The organism is Klebsiella planticola ATCC 33531 (assembly GCF_000735435.1).
GTDB classification, from domain to species: Bacteria; Pseudomonadota; Gammaproteobacteria; order Enterobacterales; family Enterobacteriaceae; genus Klebsiella; species Klebsiella planticola.
The window spans coordinates 1-20,013 of record NZ_JMPP01000041.1 but is presented as its reverse complement, the minus strand read 5'-3'; the positions used below and the strand labels follow the sequence as shown (position 1 = coordinate 20,013).

Sequence of the window (20,013 nt, the reverse complement as noted above, 5' to 3'; positions counted from 1 at the left end):
GTCACAAAAAAGTCCTTAGAATTTAGTTAGATCAATCTTGAGAACGTAGTCGGGCTGGTCGCTTTTTTCGTCCTGTTTAACGCTGACATAAAGCGTTCCGGCATCCGCAGAAAGCACCAGACTGTTGGGCATGGCCGCCGTTTTGATCGTGTGTTTGAGATGATGGGTTTTCGCGTCGATGACGCTAATCGAGCGATCGTTGCGATGGGTAACGTAGATTTCATCGCGCGCGGCGTTATAGAGCACGGCGACCGAATTCGGCGAGGCAATACGATCCACCAACTTGCCGGAGTCCAGCTGCACCACCAGCACATCGCGGGTATTGGTATCAGCGATATACCCAACTCCTGCGGCGCTGTTCAGGGCGATATTGAGGAAATAATGGTCAGGTTCAGCCGGGTCAACCTTCACGCGGGCAAGGAGCTTCGACGTTTTACCATCGAGGGTAACCAACTCCCCGTTGCCGGTCACCACATAAACTTTGTTACCCGCGTCATCAACGGCAAACCCCACCGGTTCGACATGATTCAGCGTTTCAATAAGCTGCTGCTTGCGCGTATCGACAACCCACAGCAGCCCTTTGTCTTTGCGCCCGATTCCGGATACATACAGACGTTGATTTGGCTTATCCAGCACCACTTCACGGACGTGAGCCTGTTTCTCAGGATCCGAATCATCGCTTAGCTGAATAGTTTTGATCACCTTATTGGTCAGCGTATCCACCAGCGTTAGCGAACCATCCAGGGCATTGCCCAAGTACAGGATATGGTTTTCTTCATCCAGAGAAAGCGCAAAGGTGCGCCGTTCGGTGGCGATTTTCTGATTAATCTGCAGAGAATCGGCCGCCAGTCGAAACACTATTCCCGTCGTTTTATCTTTATCAAACGAGGGCGCGGAGGCGGCATAGAGCACCTTCTGACGGTTATCATAAGCCAGTTCATAAACGCCGTGACCAAGAGGCTGTGAGCGGAATGCCTGCTCGGTAAAATCCTTAGCCGAGGCAGAGACAACATGCAGGGAAGATGAAATGGCCAGCGCGCAAAGCGTTGCTTTCTTCAGGGATACGATAGACATGTAATTTTTCTTTACAGTAGCTTACGGAATGCAAACACTAATGAAAATAAATATCATTTGCAATTGCATTTATCTCCATATTCCCTACCATTTTTTGTGTTGTCATGGAAGCCGCAGCGCTGTACGCGGGTGAAGCGGAGCTGACGAAAAGGTGTTATCCCCAGGCGTTGATCATCAGGGCCGCGATATACAGCCCTCCCCCATACGCCAGATGCGTGAGCAGACTGAGCAGACGCGCCAGCCAGGGACGAGGGGTGCGTGATGCCGCGATACCAAAACCAAATGCGGGCTGTAGAATCATGAACGGTGCGAATAAAGTCGACAAACCGGCCAGAATACCGATGTTCAGTGAGGGCTCGCTGAGCCAGACGGTTGCGCTGAGCATAAGCGGTACAAAAGCAAAAATGCCCCCGATCAGGTAGTGAAACACCCAGCCGGTGAACATCTCCCCTTGTATTCGCGGCGTTGAGGCAATCGTATGATGCCAGTACTTTCCTCTGGGCAACCATAAAATCCAGCGCCCAACCAGCGCATAGTTTAGCGGCGGTACTTTGAGCAGGTATTTTTGTAAAAGTGACCATAAATCCATCACCAGCGTTGCGCCAATGCCGGTGATGGCCGTTTTAAAGAAAATCATCATATCCAATGTCTGCTCCTCGTGGTTGGAATGCTAAGCTGAAAGCCAGTGTGCAACTTAAAGTGAGGTTTAAGTCAACCATGAAAGAACGGGATATCAGAGAAATCGCTCACCTTTCCGGGGTTAAACCCTCCGCATTGCGGTATTACGAAAAGAAAGGATTAATTCGGCCTGTCGGTCGAAATGGCCTTCGAAGGCAGTACCATGAGAATGTGCTGTATAAACTGCAACTCATTGCGCTGGGACAGGCCGCAGGGTTTTCTCTGGATGACATTGCAGTGATGCTCGGTACCGAGGGTCATCCAGATATTAACCGTGAACTGTTCCACAAACGCTCACGGGAAATCGACGTTACCATTCGCAGACTGCAGTTATTAAGCCGCGGACTGAAGCATGCTGCGCGTTGTACTCAGCCCGAGCATACCCAGTGTGAGGAATTCAAGAGAATTGTTTCGCGAGGACTTCGCCTCGTCAGGTAACGTTTCTCAGCGAAGATCGCCTGGTTTATGCCACCGCCTCTCAGCATGCGCGCCGGGTTAGCCACGTCTGCTCCGGCACGGGGCTGCCGGTCACCCTGACAAGTTAAAACGTTAATTCATTCAGATATCTCCAGCGCGCCGTCGGCTTCAATGCCCGGGCAATCAACCGGGTTTGTCGTTGATTCTATTCCACTTTGCTGTGAAAAAATCAAACACACCTTTAGAGAAAAGCCACTTACTCTAATGAATATTTATATGTAGCCTGTAGGGAGTTCGGCAAGGTTATTATGCAATAAAAGAACCATCCCATATTTAATAAGTATTAAACCCTCACGGAGAAAAAATGATTTTAATTTTTACGATGTTCATCTTTTCCCTCACCCTGTCATTGTCACCAGGCCCGGTCAATATGATCATTATATCGTCGGGGGCAGCCCATGGATTTAGAAAAACCTTCCCGTTTGTCTCAGGCGCGACAATCGGATTTACTTTATTGCTTATATTCGTTTGTTTCGGACTCTCCGCCACAATTGCACAGCATCCTTTGTTTTTCAAATATCTCAACGTTGCCGGCGCCGTATTTATCATGTACCTGGGTTATAAAATAGCCTCATCTCGCCCTGACTTGTCATTACAACAAGCAGATACCCCAGGTTTCATTCAGGGGTTTTTAATGCAGTGGTTCAACCCGAAAGCCTGGACGGCCTGCGCATCCGGAGCGGCGTTATTTTCCAACCCGTCCACCAATACGACGGTATCGGTCTTTATCATGATTTATTTTGTCGTCTGCTATCTCTCACTGGCTTCATGGGCGGTTATCGGCGACAGAGTGTCAATGCTGCTCAGGAGCAGACAACGCATCCGTACTTTTAACCTGTTGATGGGCAGTTTGCTGATCGTTACGGCGGGCTACATGCTCTGTATGCCACTCCTCAGGCATTCATAATTGATGAGACTCAACGGAGTTATAAATATTATTAATCAGTTTGTAGGCAATACTGCTGGTCGATATATTCGCAGGCCATATGGCATACACCTTTAGAGGTTCTAATGACCAATCGGGGAGGACTTCCTGCATTTCTTCGCGCTTAACATCATCCTCACTCAGGTAGCGAGGGGGAGCCGCCAGTCCAATTTGTTGCTTTGCAAGAGCATAGGCCGCTTCAACATTATCAACGACAACCGTTGGCGTATACTTTACTAACGCCAGCTCGCCACTTTTGTGCCTGAACTCCCGGTTGTTCTGCCTCATAGTCAGGCCAATCCAGGGCAGATGTTCCAGGTCATCGGGGTGATTGATGGGCTTGTAATGGCTTAACAAGCCCTTTGATGCGACCAGTTGCCGGGGCAGCACAAAAAGATGCCGGGCTTTGAGTGAGCTGTCCGGGAGCTCCCCAATCCGAAATGCAACATCAATACTCTCGCCGATAATATCTTTCCGCGTATCGCTATAAGAAATGTTCAGGTCAACATCCGGATACTCTTTTATAAACACCGCAAGATGGCGCGTAAATGCGCTATTGATAAAAACGGCAGGGACAGAAATATGCAGCTTGTTAGCTGTTGATATAGACCGCTGCTTAAATTCAATAACCCCCTTCTCATACAGCTCGAGCATCGATTTGGCCGTCTCCAGCAAATTGATGCCATCGTGGGTCAGAGAGAGCTTACGGGTATTTCTATAGAGCAGCGCACTACCAAGATTTTTTTCCAGTTTCGATAGATGCGTGCTCGCCGTTGCGGTTGTCAGTCCTAACGCTTCTGCGCCACCTGAGATGGATCCCGCCTCGACAATTTTGGCAAAAACGATCAGGTAACGGATGTCATCAATCATCTACATTCCTTTGGTCACTCATTAACGTTGAGCCTGACCACATCATGGCCCAAGACCATCCATGGCAAGCAGTGCGCCGCGATGCAAAGCACATCCCTGTCCAGATATAAGGGCTTTTCTTATCTCGGAACCGCGCCCGTCCGCCAGACCCGCAGGCCGAAAACATTGATATACAGCCCGGCCATAATCAGTACGGCGCCCAGCAGCTGCAAGCCGTTCAGCGTTTCGCCGAGCAACAGCGCGGCGCTGGCCATCCCCACTACCGGCACCAGCAACGACAGCGGCGCCACTCGCCAGGTTTCATAGCGCCCGAGCAACGAGCCCCAGATGCCGTAGCCCACAATCGTGGCAATAAACGCCAGATAAAGCAGCGAGAGCACGGTCAGCATATCAATATGAATCAGGCTCGCCGCCATCGTCTGCGGGCCATCGATCGCCCAGGACGCCAGCATAAACGGCAGCACCGGAATCAACGCGCTCCACACCACCAGAGACATAATCTGCGGTTTCTCGGCGCGGGACATGATCTTCTTATTAAAAATATTCCCGCACGCCCAGCTCAACGCCGCTGCCAGAGTCAGCATAAATCCGACGACCGGGACATGCTGGCCGCCGAGGCTGGCTTCCACCAGCACCAGGATGCCAAAAATCGCCAGCGCAATCCCGGCCAGCTGTTTTCCCTGCAGGCGTTCACCGAAGGCAAAGGCGCCAAGAATAATGGTGAAGAACGCCTGAGCCTGCAGCACCAAAGAGGCCAACCCGGCCGGCATCCCAAGACCGATGGCGCAGAATAAAAAGGCGAACTGACCAAAGCTGATGGTCAGGCCATAGCCGAGCAGCAGACGCAGCGGGATTTTAGGACGGGCAACAAACAACAGCGCCGGAAAGGCCACCAGTAAGAAACGCAGTCCCGCCAGCATCAGCGGCGGCATATTGTGGAGTCCGACCTTAATCACCACAAAATTCAGCCCCCACACCACTACCACCAGCAGCGCCAGCAGCCCGTCTTTACGTGTCATACCCTGCCTCTGTTGTTATATGAATTTTTGTGAACAAAATCAAAGTACCCAAAAAAGCGGCCGGCGGATAGATCATTATTTTTAGCAGGGTGTCAAAGCACGTGATGACACCGGGTTGCGCTATACAAGGTCCTGAGAGCATGGTATTTGTGAGCAATACAACATAAAAATAACATTTCATCAGGCAAAGAACATGATACCGACCATCAGGCGCTCCACCATCGCGCTGCTGGCGTCTTCGCTGCTGCTGACTATCGGCCGTGGCGCAACGCTGCCCTTTATGACCATCTTCCTCACCCGCCAGTACCAGCTTGAGGTGGATAAAATTGGCTATGCGCTCTCCATCGCCCTCACCGTCGGCGTCGTCTTTAGTATGGGGTTTGGCATTCTGGCCGATAAGTTTGATAAAAAGCGCTATATGCTGATCGCCGTGCTGGCCTTTATCTGCGGCTTTATCGCGATTCCGCTGGTCAATAGCGTAAGCCTGGTGGTGTTTTTCTTTGCCCTGATCAACTGCGCCTATTCCGTTTTCTCCACCGTGCTGAAGGCCTGGTTTGCCGATGTCCTGTCGCCGGAAAAGAAAGCGCGGATCTTCTCGCTCAACTATACCTTCCTGAACATCGGCTGGACCGTCGGCCCGCCCATCGGCACGCTGCTGGTGATGCACAGCATCAACCTGCCATTTTGGCTGGCGGCGGCCTGCGCCGCATTGCCGCTGGTTGGTATTCAGCTCTTCGTTCAGCGCACCTCGGCGGCTATTGCTCAGGATAATGCCACCCAATGGTCGCCTTCCGTGTTACTGCGCGACCGCGCGCTGATGTGGTTTACGCTTTCCGGTCTGCTGGCCTCGTTCGTCGGCGGCTCATTCGCCTCCTGTATTTCACAGTATGTGCTGGTGGTCGCCGATAGCGATTTTGCCGAAAAGGTGGTGGCGGTGGTGCTCCCGGTCAACGCCGCCGTGGTGGTTGCGCTGCAGTACGCCGTCGGCCGCCGCTTAAGCGCCAGCAATATTCGCCCGCTCATGACCTTTGGTACGCTCTGTTTCGTCCTCGGTCTGGGGGGATTTATTCTTTCCGACAGCAGCCTGCTGCTATGGGGGATATCTGCCGCCGTGTTTACGCTTGGCGAGGTCATTTACGCGCCCGGCGAGTATATGCTGATTGATAACATTGCCCCCGCCGGCATGAAGGCGAGCTACTTTTCCGCCCAGTCGCTGGGCTGGCTGGGAGCGGCCTTCAACCCGATGATTACCGGATCTATCCTGACCCATATGCCGCACTGGTCGCTGTTTGTGGTGCTGATGCTGGCTATTATCGTTGCCTGGCTGATGATCTTCCGCGGAATGAAAGTCCGTCCGTGGCAGAATGGCTGTTCGGCCGTCAACGCGTAACCCCAGGCGTCATGCGGCTGTCGGGTTAATGTCGGGCAATTGTCGGCTGCGGATCGTGGTGCCCGACAGTGCCCCGCGCCACACTCCATCTCAGGTTTTCACCCGGAGATAGACATGATGAACAGCAGTAATCAGGTTAAACAATTACGTCTGCAGCGCGCATGGTCCCAGGAGCAGTTGGCAGAACTTGCCGGCCTCAGCGTGCGGACTATCCAGCGTATTGAGAACGGCGATCGCCCAGGGCTGGAAACGCTGAGCGCCCTTGCCGCCGTCTTTGAAGTTAACGTTGCCGATATCACCGGTGACTCCCCGGCGGGCCATGAAGAGTCTCTCGATTTACGTATCGAAGAGGCAAAAGCGCGCGTGCATCAGGAAAGCCGCTTTTTCCGCTCGTTATCGACCGCCGTGGTGGTGTGCGTGTTGCTGGTTTTACTTAACCGGTTTACCGACCCAGGCAACTACTGGTCTGCCTGGGTCGCTGGGATCTGGGGGGCATTGCTGCTGGTGAGAGGTTTGCGATTGTTTGTTTTCGGCGGATGGATCCGCAGCTGGCGTCAGACGCGGTTACAGCGGCTGCTGCGTAAATAGTTTTTAGCCTGCCGCTATCCCCCGCTCGTGCTGACGCTGAGCGGGGCTACGGTTCCAGCCCTCTGCTAGCACCTGGCCGGATAAGGCGCCGCGCGCCGCCTCCGGGGAGACTTCGTTGCCAGAGCATGACGCCGACCAGAATCATCCGCCGCAGGCATACCCCGGCTAATCACCCCGCAGAGCTTTCACCCCTCGATGGGATGAAGCGCCGGCGACCTGGGATAGCCTGGCTCCAGGCGTCGTTTGCCGGTTTTCTTTTGCGGCGGGGACTTTCGCCGTTGGCCGGGATTGCCCATCCGGAATCACCGCAATGGGCGCGGCATTGCCAGCTGTCAGCGTCGGTTTCACCGCCATGATCCGGTCTACGTAGCTGGTCTGTGTCTGCCCTTCGGGAAGAAAGCCACGGCGGAAATTGCCGCTGTAGTAGCAGGAAAACGCCGCCAGCTGCGCCTGTTGCGCTGAAAACTTGACCGAAGCGCGGCGCAGGCATTGATTAAAAATACCTGCAGCGGCACGGGCGTTATGACAAGGATCGAAGACGGTTTCATAATCCAGTCCGTATTTGTCGAGGTTATGGCGGTTCACCTGGCCCAGCCCCAGCGAAAAATTCCAGCCCGCCTGTGCCAGATACTGCGCGGTAGCGATAGCCTCTTCCTTATGCCGGGGCTGACGCGCCAGTCGCCCGCCCACCACGCCAATGGCGTAAGGATTAAACGACGACTCCACTTTCATTAAACGCTCCAGTACCTGGGGCGCGATGTCTGGCGCACACTGATTAGCCAAAACAGCCAAATCCAACACTCTGACCTCCTGTCACGCGGGGGGTTATTCCGGCTCATTTTTATTGATAAATTTCACCGAGGATTTTTTCGCAATCCCCGTCAGGACGTTAATAATGTCCTGGTAGTTGGTGGCGAGAAAAACGTTGTCTCCTGCGCAGTAATTGCGCCAGAGATCGAGAGCATGAGCAGTTTCCGAATTATTAACCGTAAAAATAAAAAAGATATCGGCCGCCTGGGTAGGTGTTCCCTCAGGGTAACGCAGCAGCCCTTCTCTGACTCGTTTGCAAAGATCGTACGTTTTAAATAGCCGCTCGGTCATCGCATAGGGTCCCCTGGTGCTGCTACCGGAATCAATACCATCGGATATCACAATAATCGCTTTTCGGGGATTAGTGCCTTTGGCAATCACCGGCAGGGATCGAAGTAGACCTGAAGTAACATGAGTGGGTGAACCATCAACTATTTTCATGTTATTAAATTCATCAATAATATTAATGTCATTAGTTAATTCGATAAGATAAGACTTCGGTTTTGCCGTCTTATCCTTCAGGAGATTTACCATCTCGTAACTAAAATCCATTGCGTTAAATGCAGAATAGCAATCCAGAGCAAAAGGACGCATCGACCGCGAACCAATCATATATTTAAAGGTGATAACCGCCTGTTCAGAAAAAATAAAACCATCGGTAAACATGCCCTCATAATCCAGAGTTTCATTATTGGTTATTGCATAACTTACGCCATCCCACAGCATTAAATCATGTGCTGCTGCGCGCGATTCGAGAAACTCATCATAGTGTTCAAATAGTCTTGAACGCGGATCGGCATCACAGCTGTACAGATCTTTGCCAAAGCTACTGCCATAATTCGTATTTTTGACGCACCACCCTTTTGTAACCATATTATCAATAGTATGGCCGGTAGCCGGGCCAATCACATCTTGATAATAGTTATATAATGCATGGTCATAACTATAAGATTGAGCCTTCTCAGCAGGCGTATTAGAATTATTTATGTAGAATTTATTATACCAGAAATCAAGATCGACTTTTTGATACTGTTGTTTTAGCTTACCCACAAAAGAGCAACCCACGCTTACCCCACCCGCAATATTTTCACCAGGCAGGATAACCGGCACACCAATACTGAATGGAATAATGCTAACCGTATTACTAACAGACTCATCATTTAATATGTCACTGATGAAATCAGTCACAACCTTACGAAGCAATGCAATTCTTGTCATTCCCGGTTCTGAGGAAACGTCTTGCATTGACCCCGAAAAATCCAGTACCAGAGCATAATCAGTCGGAAATCTGACAACTTCAAATGTTTTTCTGACCACCCCCGCGCCGCTGTCGGCACGAATATCCACCGCGGAGTCAAAACCGACCTCTTGCTGCGCGCCGATTATTGGCTGCATGCTGGCTTTCCCGCTGGCGGTATAGTCCACGGAGTCAAGTTTGCCGGTTTCCGTCGTGCTGTAGTTCACTTCTACCGCAACGGTCAGATCGTTTTTGGCGATCGTCGCATCCGGCACATAGTAGGACAGGTAGTTATGCAGTAGCGTAATATTCTCCGCCTTATCCGCGGCGGTGCTATTGCGGTTATCGACCATGGCCACCGCCAGCACGCCCTGATTAAGGCCATCCGCCAGCCTGGCGCGACTGCTTTGTAAATTAGCGCCATCATACGCCACCGAATAGAACATCATTAACAGCGGAAACATAATGGCAAACATCACGGTTATCGCGCCGTACTCCTGACGCAAAAGACGTACGATAAACCGTAAAAACCGGCTTCGCATAATTTTCACCTCGCCCATAAGGAACGGTATTAACGCGGGATCACCGCATTGCTGATGGCAATATCGCCGATCTCTATTCCGACGCTATTCAGCGCGCGTTTAAACATGCTCTCGCCGCCCGGCAGGCATATCGTCACCTGATAAACCGGCAGCCAGCGCCCTTTCGTATCCCACGGCGACAGATCCGCAATCTGCGTACTGGTTATCGCAAGTCGGCTGCGACAGCTCCCGGTCCCTTGGGACAAAGACTGGGTATTCAACACGTTTTTTTGCGCCTTACTGCCGCTGGGTTGAAAAAAGACGGCCTCCACCACCAGCTGATAACGGCTGCCAGCCAGGCGGCTCTCCTCCAGTAAAACGCCGGCCAGTTCGTAGAGGTCACTGACTTCTTGCTGGCTTAGCTCCTCTTTTTCACCGTAAAAGGCGGACCTTTCGCGCACAACGCTGGCCAGCGAATGGGTTACCCGTTCGAGGTAGCTTTTATTCAGAAAGACGGCGCTGAAATCCACCAGCAGCGCACATAGCAAAAAAAAGACGACGAAGTACAGACCAGCCTCAATCGCGACGGATCCACGATCGTCGCGCAAATAGCGTTGTATAGCGCCCATCGTTTTACTCATCATTTTCTGTCTCACGCTGAAATTCCTGTACCAGTAAAATCTTGCGGCTCAGTTCACGGATGACACTTTGGGAAGGAAAGAAAAAAAACAGCGGCTGATAATCAGTGGTCACGTTATAAAATGCCAGCGGCTTATTGCGCGCATCCGTGGTGGTGCAGGCGTGGTTAAGCACCGCAGAAATACTGTCACACCAGGCCACCGACAGCTCGACATGGACATCGCGTGAAATCAGCGGCCAGTCCGCCATACGTTTATTTATCTCATCATTAAAATAGTGCTGATAGTTTTCCGGCACCCGGGTAATAGCGGCAATGTGCCCCGACTCGGCGATAATCAGATCCAGCGCCGAGGAAATAAAAACCACCCGGCACATCTCAGCAATAAAAAGTATCGAAATAATAAAAGGAATAAACACCATGGAAAATTCCATAGCCGCTACGCCGTGTTCATCACATAAATAACGACGCAGGCCGCTTGTTATCTTTGTTAACATACATTCACCAATGGTTATACCCACGCCTGTAGCCAGTACCCGCAGCTGATGGCCAGCGCATATGGCACCGTCGCGCGTTGCTCGCGGGCGAAGAAATAAAAATAGAGCAGGCTGGCAAGAGAGACGGGAATACCCGCGATGGCCGTCAGCAGCAAAAAATTACCGGTCTCCGGTACTGACAGCGCCACCGCCAGCGCGCACACCAGCTTAATATCCCCGGCGCCCATCAACTTCACCATCACGGCGATAAAACCCAGCGCCAGCAGGATGCCGGGGAGAATGAACGCCGGATATGGCATATGCGTAAATCCTGCGAGACAGGAGAGCAGCAGTATCAGCAGCGTGGCCCGGTTAGGAATCCGCCGCCAGCGGATATCCATATAGCAAATATAGATAAGCACTCCGCTAATACCGGCAGTCAATAGCCAAACGATATCCACGATAATCCTCGCTCTCCGCACGTCATAAAAGTATGATTTTAACCGCGTCACTTTTTATTCAGTGGACGGGTTCTCGAGCACCGTCATGTCATTATCTTCCGGGCCCGACAGAGTGCATGTCTGGAGCCAGGAAAAATAAGTGGTTACGCTCTCCATGATTTTGCTGTCGCGATCGTAAAGCACTGGAGCCAGCGCAATAGCATCACTAAGAATATCGGCAGCCGTTAATTCAACCGCCTGCTGCAGCAGAAGCGGGAAAATATCTTGCGGAACCGGCCTCTCTTTTTGCAACTGGCAACTCAGCGAGTGTAGCCATTGGTGATACCAGTTCAGGCGCTGCTGAATTAATTCTGCCCTGTTATCCAGTACCGGTGTAACGGAAATAAAACCACAGCTCATGTCTGCCGAGCATAATCTGACGGCGAAGGACATTGTTAACGGATCATTCATAATAATATTCCTGTGACGGCGGCAGATCGGGCTGCGCATGGCAAATCTCAGCAATGGCCGCCGCCAACTGGCGCAGAAGCCAGAATAGTTGCCCGAGGGGCTCCTGCGCGGAGGCCACCACAGTCAGACATAATGGAAAACGCTGCGTAGAGACCTGCCAGAGCAGGATATTGTCCCTTTCACCCTCGACGGTGATGGCCTTCTGCCCTCCGGCATCGATTTCATTCAGCATCGCGGCGCCCACCCCGAGCAAGGAGCTGGTCATCGCCGCGATTTTATGTAACCTCCCGGGGTCCTCTTCTTTGAGCACTGCCGCGACTTCGTAACCATCTGCGGTCGCCACCAGTAGCTCCCCCATAACGGGATGGTTCCGGGCAAACTCGAGCAGCAGTTGCTGAATATGCTGGCTGAGTTCAGTAGACAGGGTACCGGCATCTTCAATCGCAAAAGGAAGTATGCTTGTCATCAGGAATAAACCTCTTCATTTCTGGCACGCTCAAGCTGGCAAAACAGCACCTTGAGCAGAAATAAAACCCTTTCCGGGCTGCGTGCATCCAGCGTAGCGACCGGAAAGCACAGACCTTCCTCCCGTAGCAAGCGCTGGTATTGTTCAATATCAGGTAAGGGGGACAAATCACATTTAACGATGCCCAGTAGCACGATCGCATTCCCCGGCAACGGGCCGGATTTCAGCGCCTGCAACCAGCTGCGAGTCTCCGCCAGCGGGTCAGGCCGGTGATTATCGGCCAGCAGCAGAATCCCCGCGCTGCCGCGTTCCAGGATATCGCGCATAAACGTGAAGCGTTCCTGCCCCGGAGTGCCGTAAAGCCGCATCCGGTTTTGCCCCCCAGGAATAGTCAGTTCGCCGTAGTCAAAACCCACGGTGGTGGTTTCTTTCTCTGCCACAACACGGTCCGAGGCCCGTACGTCCGTTGACACGACGTTGATTTCACTGACACTACGGATAGCCGTGGTCTTACCTGAACCGCTGCGCCCTACCAGGATCACCTTATAGTCTTTCATCATCCCGAACCTTATGTCCTCCGCCGGCTTAACGCCGGCGGGGTTACTTATAAAATGACGATGGCCTCTTCGACGTCCGTCACTTTGCGTCTGGCCAGCGCCAGATTTCCATTGCGGCGATCGAGAATGGTATAAACGAATACCCCATCCACGGCCCTCACCGGTCGGAGTATGTGGTACTGTTTACCCAGCGTAATCAGGATGTCTTCCACCTCATCTCCGGTAGCCATTAATTTCAGCATCTTGATATTGGCGCGCAGAACGTCAGTAATGGCCGCGGCGGCAATTTCGACATCCAGACCGGCGGAGCCCACGCCGTGCAACAGCATGCCATTACGCGCATCGACCAGCGCCGCGCCCAGCGCACCATCAAGGTTAACCAGTCCATCGAGTAACTTTTCCATTTCAGCCATTATTTTCTCCTGTCATTTCATTCTGTTGTAATTAATCAGTGACCTTTAAGTCATGAAGAACTTCTTTAACATTTGCCAGCAAGATATTGTCGATAGAGAGCCCTTCGACCTTCAGTTTTAATATCTGGCACCATGGCTTCATGCCCGGCGTATAGCAACTGACCACCGCATGAACCTCTGAGGTCAAACAGAGTTCCTCATTGATAGTCGCATGCAGCGTATATTTATCGCCGACACGGAAACGTTCGGTTCCCGGCTGCGCAAACTCGTGGATAATAACCGGAGAGTATTCCCGCAGCGCGACAATCTCAGCGTGTGATTTTTCCCAGTTCAGTACGCCTGGAATAATACTGTCAGTGGTTTCCCAGGGGCGGGGTAACGACATATCCGGCCTGTTGCGATAGCCGCGTAATACTCCATCCGCGCCGATCATCAGATGCGTGACGCCCGCCGGTACCTGCACCAGCAGATCTTTGTATTCATAAATTTTCATAATAATTATTTCCGTATAAAAGCAGATCCGGCGGTTCAGCCGTAATAAATATCAAATACCAGTCGTTCCCCTGGAATCTTACCCGCGGCGATGCGGAATACCTTCGATTTGGCCAGTGAGTGGGTAAATTCAAACTCAATTAAAACCGCATCAGTTTGATTCTGATAAAACGTCAATTTGTTGATGTTAGGGTATTCCCTGGGAATATCGTTCGCCGCCCGCAGCAACGCATGCCCTAGCCTGACATTCTGTAATTCAAAAATACGCTTATTTTTATCCGCGCTGGGAAGTTCACGGAAATTAATGGCATGCTGCGATTCCAGCGTCATGCGGAAATAGCCGGGATGGCGCCCGGAGCGAACCGCAGAAACGTCTTTCAGACCGCTGGTTAACGACAGCGAGGCCTTTTCCGGCAGCCCTGCCGGCTTCACCGTCGGCTGATTATCCAGCAGCCGGGCGATCTCATCCTGAGCGGAGACCGGACTACCTCCAGCGGCAGTGGTGCTGACCACCGGCGGCGCAACGCCGGCCTGCGCAGCAGATTTCACCGCTGGCGCAGCGCTTTTCGCGACCGACACCGGGGCCGGGGCTGAAGGCGCAGCGGACCGCACCAGCGGACGCGGATTCACTTTCGCCAGGGCTTCCATCAGCCCTTCGCTACGGCCGGCCATCTTTTCCTGCTGCAGGATACTTTCGGCACCGTTAAAGTCCTGGAGCTTCACCAGCACGTAGACGAGGTTATGCAGCACTTTCTGGCTCGCATGCCCCCTGCCATAGAGAGAAAAAAGATAGTCTCTGGCAGTGGCGTAATCGTTTTGCATGATGGCCAGCATCGCCAGATTGTTAATCACGATATCGTCATCAACAAAGCGCTGCCTCGCTTGATTAAACGCCCGGGCGGCGCCGCTAAAATCGCCATCTTGCGCCAGCAGGATCCCCTGCATATTCCAGGCCTCCCCGCTTGTGGGGTTCTGCCTGAGCACAGCGGAAACCATCGCCTGCGCATCGCTATAATTCCCGAGCTCCATCAGATTTTTACTGGCCAGTAATAACGCCCGCTCATCAGGATTGTTGGCGATCAGCGGCTGCAAATACTGGCGGGAAGAGTCGAAATCCTCCGCCAGATAATAGTATTCCGCCAGCTGGTACCGGGTATCTTTATCCTCTTTACGGCTGAGCTTTTCACGGTAAAGCTTGATCAAGCCATTATAGTTATTGACCTTACTGAGAATATATTCACGCTGGCTATCATTGAGTTCACCACCGCTGCCGGTTTGACTCTGGCATCCACACAACACAAAGAGCGCCAGTAACGCCGTAAGAGAGATTAATTTGACCATATTGACACCATCCCGATAATGCCTGGCCCCGCAACGATAACCAGCAGCGGAAACATAATGAAAGCGATCATCGGCAACGTCATTTTTGCTGACAGGCTGGCCACCTTCTCTTCCGTATGCAGCAGCTGCAGTTCGCGCATCTCTTTCGACAGATCGATCAACACCTGATATATCGACGAGCCGTATTTAATACTCTGCTGTAAGGTCGAACACAGCATCCTGACCTCCGTCCCCGGCACCTCCTCATAAAGCTGCTCCAGCGCGGCGTTAATCCCGTTGACCTCCGTTTTGAGCATCGCCCGGTCAAACAGGGTGGCGATATTGGGATTAATGGCATAGGTATTGTCGGCGATATAGCGTAAGGCTTTTTCAATGGTCATCCCGGACTGCACGCAGACTGCCAGCATATCGATAACAAATGGCAGGTCATCAGAGATCCTTTTCATATGCTTTTTGATGGTCATCTCTTTAAGCAGATTAGGTAGCAAAATAACGACAACGACTACAGATAAAATACAAAGAAATAAAATATCCCGGGAAAATGTATAGATCCCTGAGACGTCAATTAAAAACAAAAGCATCGTGAGCGCTAATGCAGTTAATGCCTTGGCAACAATATTCTTATCCAGCATCGCGGTCCATGAGACGAGGCGACTTGTTTTCCTCATTATTCGCTCAACCGGCGTCGTATTATCCTGCGGGATAAAAGCGTACTGCTGGCTGCTCTGCTCCAGCAGGTGATAAATACGCTCCCGGCGCCGTTTTAGCAGCCAGACCCGCGTTAACCCTCCGGCGCCCAAAACCAGCAGCGTCAGCGCAATAATATAAAACATATGCCACCTATATTTTATTCATCATCATCCAGACAATCAGCAGCCCCAGCAGAATGCTGCAAATGGCGTAATAGAGCATTATCTGGCCCGTCGGGTGGTGCAGTAAAATGTCGAAATTAGCCGGCGACTGGTATTTCATAAAGAAAAAGAAAAAAATGGGAATCGCCGTCAGGATCTTAATTGACATGCGGACTTCTGACGTCATGGCGTATTTTTTCTTCTCCAGCACCCGGGCGTTCGAGATCAGCGTGCCCAGACGCGACATCACCTCTTTGACCTGACCCCCGCCTTTCATGTTCAGCTGTACGGTAATGATGAAAAAGTAGTACTCACTAAACGGCAGGCGTCGCCACGAGGCCATAAACACGCTTTCCACATCCTCGCCAATTTCCAGGCGTTGGGAAATCTGTCTGAACTCATCCCCGAGCACGCCGTCAATTTTTTGCCCGCACTGCTCAATCCCCTGAATAACCGAGTTACCGGCGCGGATTGAGCTGTTAATAATATTCAATGCTTCCGAAAACTGAGCATCAAATTGCAGGCGCATTTTTTTCTTGCTGTTGAGATAGAGACCGTACAGCGTCAGCACAAAGAATGCGGGATGGATAATAGCCGGACTCAGGTTCAGGTAATTCTGGTTAACGTACAGGCTGGTGGCCTGGACCAGTAGCAGAATCAGCCCATGGCGCAAGGCGGTACTGCGCTGTTTGCCCAGCAGATGAAGACGCATATCGCTCATCATGCGTGATAACCAGCCGCCCAGCGGATTACGCATCAGCCGCCTCGTCAGCTCCACCCGGTTGCGGGCGGCGTCCGCCTGCTGCAAACGGTGCATACGCTTCTGCTGGCGATACCACAGCCCCAGCTGGATAACCCCGGCCAGCAGCAGAAAGCTAAAAATGATCATCATCATGGCATCCGGTTCCCGAACAGTTGTTTTAAAGGCTCAAGCAGGCTGTGTACCAGCGCCTGGCGGTAAACCGCCGAACGCTGCAGCAACCCAAAACAGGTAAACGTCCCCTGAATCTTGCCGTACTCGTTGCGATCCGCGTCGGCGCCGAAACTGAAAATGTCCTGCAGGATAATATTGTCCCCTTCCATGCCCATCACCTCGGCGATATTGATGACCTTGCGCGAACCATCCGGCAGGCGCGATACCTGGACGATGATGTTGACCGCCGAGGCGATATTGCGGCGTATAGCCGCCAGCGGCAGCGAGGCGCTGGACATCATGATCATGCTCTCAAGACGCGCCAGCGCATCGCGCGGCGAGTTGGCATGCAGGGTGGACATTGAACCATCGTGACCGGTGTTCATGGCTTGCAGCATCTCAAACGCCTCCTCGCCGCGGCATTCGCCGACGATGATCCTGTCCGGGCGCATACGCAGCGCATTCACCACCAGATGGCGCATATTCACCACCCCCTGGTTTTCCGAACCGGCCATTCGCGTCTCAAGGCGAACCACGTGCGGCTGCTGTAGACGCAGCTCCGCGGCATCCTCCAGCGTAAGCACTCGTTCATCTTCATTGATGTACTGCGACATCGCGTTAAGCAGCGTGGTCTTTCCCGACCCTGTTCCCCCGGAGACGATAATGTTGACCCGGCAGCGGCTGGCGATGACCAGAAAATTGGCCATCATTTCGTTCATGCTGCCGTACTCCACCAGGTCGGCCAGCGATTTCTTGCCCTTGCCGAACTTACGAATGGAGATCGACGCGCCATCCAGCGCCACCGGTGAAATCACCACGTTCAGGCGGCTGCCGTCCGGCATCCTCGCGTCCACCAGCGGCTGGGAATCATCGACCCGGCGCCCCACCCGCGAAACCAGTCGCCGGGCGATATCGGTGAGCTGAACGTCGTTGAGAAAACGTTTATCAACCTGTTCAAGTTTGCCGAAACGCTCGACAAAAATGCGATCCGGCCCGTTAACCAAAATATCGCTGATGGTGTCGTCTTCCATTAATTCCCGCAGCGGGCCGTAGCCGGTGATCTCATCGGTAACCAGCTCACACAGATCGTGACTGGCGCGGGAGGATAAATATCTGCCGCTGCTGTTCACCTGCCGCGTGATCACCTCACTGATTTCACGAAACAGCGCATCCCGGTCGTGGCGCAACGCATCAACCCGTTCTAAATCAACGCTCTTCAGCACCTGCTCGCGAAAATAGAGCAGGGATTCAAAGCTCTCCGTATCCATCGTTTTCGTTATCCTTAAAAGTTATCTTCCCGCCGGATGGCGAAACTCGCCATCCGCTATGAGTTGCGATCGGGACGTAATGTGAATAACGAAAATAGTCTCCTCTTTGCCGCCTCAGGTTCGGCTTTACCCAGCAGGCTCTGCGCGGCAAAACGCCACAGCGGGGTGGCCGACAACGGTTGGTTTTTCTTCACGTTCCACGGATTGATCACCGCCAGCGGGCACCCCAGATACTGCTCAATATCGTCATTACGCAGCTCATCGCCGTGCGCGGGGTGATTCTCATTGAGACAGATGAAGACCCGCAGCTCTTTGCCGCCGCGCGACAGGTCAACGCGCTGCTTCTCATCCAGTAAATACTTCGCCACCCGCAGCGCGCTCAGATCGCGGTTGACCACCAGAATCAAGGTGCTGGAGTGCGTAAAGACCGTCTCAAGATGTTCATAGGGTTGGCTATAGACACCGTGATCGAACATCACCAGATTGAACGCATTAAAGTGACTATCCTCATAGGTCCAGGCCGCATCCAGCGGTTCAATTCGCGCGGATTGATGGGGCCCCATCGCCGTGATCGCCCCGTCTCTGGGCAACGTGCGGGAGGTGATTAAATCAAGATCCCGGCTGCCGCTGGCGCCCTGCACCAACAGCGAGGGGATCGAGGTCTGCATACCGATGGCCTGAAACAGCTGCCAGGCCACGGTCGTGGTACCCGCGCCGCCTTTGCAGCCCAACAGGCTGATTTTCATCATGCTGCGCATCGCCAGGGCGCTGTCAGGCTGCTGAAGCTGCCCGGCCAGCTGCGCCAGCTGGGACTGAATATGCAGATAGCAGACGCCGGCGCTCATCAGCGCCTGGGCAAAAGCAATCGAGTCATTGCGGCCGAGAAAGACCTGACGCGCGCTGGCAGGGATCAGCAACGTGGCCGTTTCACATATCAACGTGACGTCATTGCAGCTGCCGATATCAATGATCACCGTCGCGGCACCGCGTAAAATGCTGTCGTCCTGCAGCGCAAAAAAATCAAGCGGGTGGCTGATAACGTTATTAAAGTTATTGATTAATAACAAACTGCAAATATCGGAGAGCATCTCTTTATCGGGGGAGATGACCATAATTGACTGCCCGGCCCCCTTTTTCGCTTTATGCGCGGCTTCTGGCTCGCTTTTCTTTTTGGCATCCGAAAACAACTTCATCTTTCACTCCAGAATATTTTAATGACGCGAGACGGTTAGCGGGCAAAGCCGCCCTGTTCCAGAAAGCGTCCGGCATCACTATTTAAACGGTCTTCGCGCATTTTCTGGTCGACGCCGACATTGAAGAACAGTTTTTCCACCGAGCTGCGGCGAAAGGACGGCAACGACATTTTGCGGGCTGCCGCTTCTGCCTGCGGCTTCACCAGATTCACCGTGGCGAAGACCACCAGTTCGCTTTTGCTTCTTTCGGTCATCGAGCTGCGGGCCAGCGCCCCAAGAACCGGGATATCGCCGATAAACGGCACTTTGGTGAGCGACTCTTTATCCGCCTCGCTTAATAAGCCGCCGATGACGAAGCTGTCGCCATCCGCCAGCTCGATGGTAGAGCTGGAACGTCGGGTGCGCATGGTGGGGATCTGATAGTCGTTATAGGCGTATGAGCCGGTGACGCTGCTTAACTCATTGGAGACATACAGACGTATCTTCTGCCGTTTTTCGACCTTAGCGGTGATATTCAGGCGAATACCGTACTCTTTATACTGCACGGTGACCGAGTCCTGATCCTTGACCATAATCGGAATTTCGCCGCCCACCAGGAAGCTGGCGGACTCTCCGGAAAGCACGGTGAGGTTCGGCTGCGCCAGCACCCGGGCAATAGCGTCATTTTTGACTGCGTTAATCAGGGTGCTGATATTTCCGGCGTCAAAACCGCGGCGGAAACCCAGCAGATTAAAGACCCCAGGACTGTTGGTGTTGATACCATTATTTCCGCCGCCGTTGATGATGCTGTCCAGCGTCAGGCTGCTCCACTCGATGCCCAGGTTGTCGGTAAACTCTTTGCTGACTTCCACCACGGTCAGCTTGACGTTGACCTGGTTCGAGGACGGAAGCTGTAAGCGGTTAATG

The 20,013-nt window shown here is 52.7% G+C and carries 24 protein-coding genes; 4 read left to right on the top strand and 20 right to left on the bottom strand.

Annotated elements, in window-relative coordinates:
* Window positions 1-15: 15 nt before the first annotated feature.
* Both yncE and GRPL_RS09110 read right to left on the bottom strand, forming a co-directional pair.
* Window positions 16-1,074: a 7-bladed beta-propeller protein YncE gene (yncE, locus tag GRPL_RS09105; RefSeq protein WP_032699790.1), complete on the bottom strand. Its 1,059-nt coding sequence runs from the start codon at window positions 1,072-1,074 to the stop codon at window positions 16-18.
* A gap of 154 nt (window positions 1,075-1,228) precedes the next feature.
* Window positions 1,229-1,714 carry a DUF2938 family protein gene (locus GRPL_RS09110; protein WP_032699886.1) on the bottom strand — a complete coding sequence of 162 codons (486 nt, stop codon included), beginning with the start codon at window positions 1,712-1,714 and terminating at the stop codon, window positions 1,229-1,231.
* A 77-nt stretch (window positions 1,715-1,791) separates the two neighbouring features.
* Here GRPL_RS09110 and GRPL_RS09115 point away from each other — a divergent pair, with 77 nt between their 5' ends.
* Entirely contained in the window at window positions 1,792-2,190 is a 399-nt protein-coding gene (locus GRPL_RS09115; protein ID WP_032699885.1) for a MerR family transcriptional regulator, read from the top strand.
* Between the two features lie 343 nt (window positions 2,191-2,533).
* A complete protein-coding gene (locus GRPL_RS09120; RefSeq protein ID WP_032699789.1) occupies window positions 2,534-3,136 on the top strand; it encodes a LysE family translocator in 603 nt (200 codons plus the stop codon).
* On the opposite strand, the gene GRPL_RS09125 is transcribed toward GRPL_RS09120, so the two are convergent.
* The gene (locus tag GRPL_RS09125) at window positions 3,131-4,024 is read right to left on the bottom strand and encodes a LysR family transcriptional regulator (protein ID WP_032699787.1); all 894 of its coding nucleotides are present in this window, start codon (window positions 4,022-4,024) and stop codon (window positions 3,131-3,133) included. The two genes, GRPL_RS09120 and GRPL_RS09125, sit on opposite strands and share 6 nt — an antisense overlap.
* A 119-nt stretch (window positions 4,025-4,143) precedes the next feature.
* Window positions 4,144-5,043, bottom strand: coding sequence for an O-acetylserine/cysteine exporter (gene eamA / locus GRPL_RS09130; protein ID WP_032696139.1), 900 nt, complete (start codon window positions 5,041-5,043; stop codon window positions 4,144-4,146).
* A 193-nt stretch (window positions 5,044-5,236) separates the two neighbouring features.
* On the opposite strand from eamA, the gene ydeE reads away from it, so the two are divergent.
* A complete protein-coding gene (ydeE, locus tag GRPL_RS09135; protein WP_032687598.1) occupies window positions 5,237-6,433 on the top strand; it encodes an efflux MFS transporter YdeE in 1,197 nt (398 codons plus the stop codon).
* Between the two features lie 117 nt (window positions 6,434-6,550).
* The gene (locus GRPL_RS09140) at window positions 6,551-7,021 is read left to right on the top strand and encodes a helix-turn-helix domain-containing protein (RefSeq protein ID WP_032687699.1); all 471 of its coding nucleotides are present in this window, start codon (window positions 6,551-6,553) and stop codon (window positions 7,019-7,021) included.
* 165 nt (window positions 7,022-7,186) lie between these two features.
* On the opposite strand, the gene GRPL_RS09145 is transcribed toward GRPL_RS09140, so the two are convergent.
* The 16 genes from GRPL_RS09145 to GRPL_RS09210 all read right to left on the bottom strand — a co-directional run.
* Window positions 7,187-7,822 (bottom strand): lytic transglycosylase domain-containing protein, encoded by a 636-nt coding sequence (locus GRPL_RS09145; RefSeq protein ID WP_032687597.1) that lies wholly within the window; start codon window positions 7,820-7,822, stop codon window positions 7,187-7,189.
* Between the two features lie 24 nt (window positions 7,823-7,846).
* The gene (locus GRPL_RS09150; RefSeq protein ID WP_155274636.1) at window positions 7,847-9,610 is read right to left on the bottom strand and encodes a TadE/TadG family type IV pilus assembly protein; all 1,764 of its coding nucleotides are present in this window, start codon (window positions 9,608-9,610) and stop codon (window positions 7,847-7,849) included.
* Window positions 9,611-9,639: 29 nt separating this feature from the next.
* Entirely contained in the window at window positions 9,640-10,245 is a 606-nt protein-coding gene (gene tadF / locus GRPL_RS09155) for a tight adherence pilus pseudopilin TadF (protein ID WP_127624825.1), read from the bottom strand.
* Window positions 10,223-10,648 carry a hypothetical protein gene (locus tag GRPL_RS09160; RefSeq protein WP_050500319.1) on the bottom strand — a complete coding sequence of 142 codons (426 nt, stop codon included), beginning with the start codon at window positions 10,646-10,648 and terminating at the stop codon, window positions 10,223-10,225. The genes tadF and GRPL_RS09160 overlap by 23 nt, the downstream gene beginning before the upstream one ends.
* Before the next feature lie 89 nt (window positions 10,649-10,737).
* Window positions 10,738-11,163 carry an A24 family peptidase gene (locus GRPL_RS09165; protein WP_032699782.1) on the bottom strand — a complete coding sequence of 142 codons (426 nt, stop codon included), beginning with the start codon at window positions 11,161-11,163 and terminating at the stop codon, window positions 10,738-10,740.
* A 54-nt stretch (window positions 11,164-11,217) separates the two neighbouring features.
* A complete protein-coding gene (locus tag GRPL_RS09170; RefSeq protein ID WP_032696133.1) occupies window positions 11,218-11,613 on the bottom strand; it encodes a hypothetical protein in 396 nt (131 codons plus the stop codon).
* The gene (locus tag GRPL_RS09175; protein ID WP_032699781.1) at window positions 11,606-12,079 is read right to left on the bottom strand and encodes a roadblock/LC7 domain-containing protein; all 474 of its coding nucleotides are present in this window, start codon (window positions 12,077-12,079) and stop codon (window positions 11,606-11,608) included. Before GRPL_RS09175 ends, GRPL_RS09170 begins: the two co-directional genes overlap by 8 nt.
* Complete coding sequence (locus tag GRPL_RS09180) at window positions 12,079-12,639, bottom strand: GTP-binding protein (RefSeq protein WP_223306627.1); 561 nt, start codon at window positions 12,637-12,639, stop codon at window positions 12,079-12,081. The genes GRPL_RS09175 and GRPL_RS09180 overlap by 1 nt, the downstream gene beginning before the upstream one ends.
* Window positions 12,640-12,683: 44 nt before the next feature.
* On the bottom strand, window positions 12,684-13,049 hold the full coding sequence (locus tag GRPL_RS09185) for a roadblock/LC7 domain-containing protein (protein WP_032687582.1): 366 nt from the start codon (window positions 13,047-13,049) through the stop codon (window positions 12,684-12,686).
* Between the two features lie 31 nt (window positions 13,050-13,080).
* Window positions 13,081-13,542, bottom strand: a complete 462-nt coding sequence (locus GRPL_RS09190) for a hypothetical protein (protein WP_032687580.1) — start codon at window positions 13,540-13,542, stop codon at window positions 13,081-13,083.
* Window positions 13,543-13,577: 35 nt separating this feature from the next.
* A complete protein-coding gene (locus tag GRPL_RS26285; protein ID WP_050500318.1) occupies window positions 13,578-14,882 on the bottom strand; it encodes a tetratricopeptide repeat protein in 1,305 nt (434 codons plus the stop codon).
* The gene (locus GRPL_RS09195; RefSeq protein WP_032699780.1) at window positions 14,870-15,715 is read right to left on the bottom strand and encodes a type II secretion system F family protein; all 846 of its coding nucleotides are present in this window, start codon (window positions 15,713-15,715) and stop codon (window positions 14,870-14,872) included. The genes GRPL_RS26285 and GRPL_RS09195 overlap by 13 nt, the downstream gene beginning before the upstream one ends.
* Window positions 15,716-15,722: 7 nt before the next feature.
* The gene (locus GRPL_RS0125790) at window positions 15,723-16,628 is read right to left on the bottom strand and encodes a type II secretion system F family protein (RefSeq protein ID WP_080718632.1); all 906 of its coding nucleotides are present in this window, start codon (window positions 16,626-16,628) and stop codon (window positions 15,723-15,725) included.
* A complete protein-coding gene (locus GRPL_RS09200) occupies window positions 16,625-17,914 on the bottom strand; it encodes a TadA family conjugal transfer-associated ATPase (RefSeq protein ID WP_032699779.1) in 1,290 nt (429 codons plus the stop codon). The genes GRPL_RS0125790 and GRPL_RS09200 overlap by 4 nt, the downstream gene beginning before the upstream one ends.
* Before the next feature lie 56 nt (window positions 17,915-17,970).
* A complete protein-coding gene (locus GRPL_RS09205) occupies window positions 17,971-19,107 on the bottom strand; it encodes a CpaE/TadZ family protein (RefSeq protein ID WP_032699778.1) in 1,137 nt (378 codons plus the stop codon).
* A gap of 35 nt (window positions 19,108-19,142) precedes the next feature.
* Window positions 19,143-20,013, bottom strand: an 871-nt coding sequence (locus GRPL_RS09210) for a type II and III secretion system protein family protein (protein WP_032699776.1), incomplete at its 5' end; no start/stop codon positions are given.

Coding starts and splice junctions, on each gene's coding strand:
- eamA (WP_032696139.1), bottom strand. CDS start 5,043: ATGACACGTAAAGACGGGCTGCTGGCGCTGCTGGTGGTAGTGGTGTGG.
- GRPL_RS09205 (WP_032699778.1), bottom strand. CDS start 19,107: ATGAAGTTGTTTTCGGATGCCAAAAAGAAAAGCGAGCCAGAAGCCGCG.
- GRPL_RS09175 (WP_032699781.1), bottom strand. CDS start 12,079: ATGACAAGCATACTTCCTTTTGCGATTGAAGATGCCGGTACCCTGTCT.
- GRPL_RS09185 (WP_032687582.1), bottom strand. CDS start 13,049: ATGGCTGAAATGGAAAAGTTACTCGATGGACTGGTTAACCTTGATGGT.
- GRPL_RS26285 (WP_050500318.1), bottom strand. CDS start 14,882: ATGGTCAAATTAATCTCTCTTACGGCGTTACTGGCGCTCTTTGTGTTG.
- GRPL_RS09115 (WP_032699885.1), top strand. CDS start 1,792: ATGAAAGAACGGGATATCAGAGAAATCGCTCACCTTTCCGGGGTTAAA.
- GRPL_RS09195 (WP_032699780.1), bottom strand. CDS start 15,715: ATGTTTTATATTATTGCGCTGACGCTGCTGGTTTTGGGCGCCGGAGGG.
- ydeE (WP_032687598.1), top strand. CDS start 5,237: ATGATACCGACCATCAGGCGCTCCACCATCGCGCTGCTGGCGTCTTCG.
- GRPL_RS09200 (WP_032699779.1), bottom strand. CDS start 17,914: ATGGATACGGAGAGCTTTGAATCCCTGCTCTATTTTCGCGAGCAGGTG.
- GRPL_RS09110 (WP_032699886.1), bottom strand. CDS start 1,714: ATGATGATTTTCTTTAAAACGGCCATCACCGGCATTGGCGCAACGCTG.
- GRPL_RS09190 (WP_032687580.1), bottom strand. CDS start 13,542: ATGAAAATTTATGAATACAAAGATCTGCTGGTGCAGGTACCGGCGGGC.
- GRPL_RS0125790 (WP_080718632.1), bottom strand. CDS start 16,628: ATGATGATGATCATTTTTAGCTTTCTGCTGCTGGCCGGGGTTATCCAG.
- GRPL_RS09170 (WP_032696133.1), bottom strand. CDS start 11,613: ATGAATGATCCGTTAACAATGTCCTTCGCCGTCAGATTATGCTCGGCA.
- yncE (WP_032699790.1), bottom strand. CDS start 1,074: ATGTCTATCGTATCCCTGAAGAAAGCAACGCTTTGCGCGCTGGCCATT.
- GRPL_RS09140 (WP_032687699.1), top strand. CDS start 6,551: ATGAACAGCAGTAATCAGGTTAAACAATTACGTCTGCAGCGCGCATGG.
- GRPL_RS09125 (WP_032699787.1), bottom strand. CDS start 4,024: ATGATTGATGACATCCGTTACCTGATCGTTTTTGCCAAAATTGTCGAG.
- GRPL_RS09150 (WP_155274636.1), bottom strand. CDS start 9,610: ATGCGAAGCCGGTTTTTACGGTTTATCGTACGTCTTTTGCGTCAGGAG.
- GRPL_RS09160 (WP_050500319.1), bottom strand. CDS start 10,648: ATGGTGTTTATTCCTTTTATTATTTCGATACTTTTTATTGCTGAGATG.
- GRPL_RS09180 (WP_223306627.1), bottom strand. CDS start 12,639: ATGATGAAAGACTATAAGGTGATCCTGGTAGGGCGCAGCGGTTCAGGT.
- GRPL_RS09120 (WP_032699789.1), top strand. CDS start 2,534: ATGATTTTAATTTTTACGATGTTCATCTTTTCCCTCACCCTGTCATTG.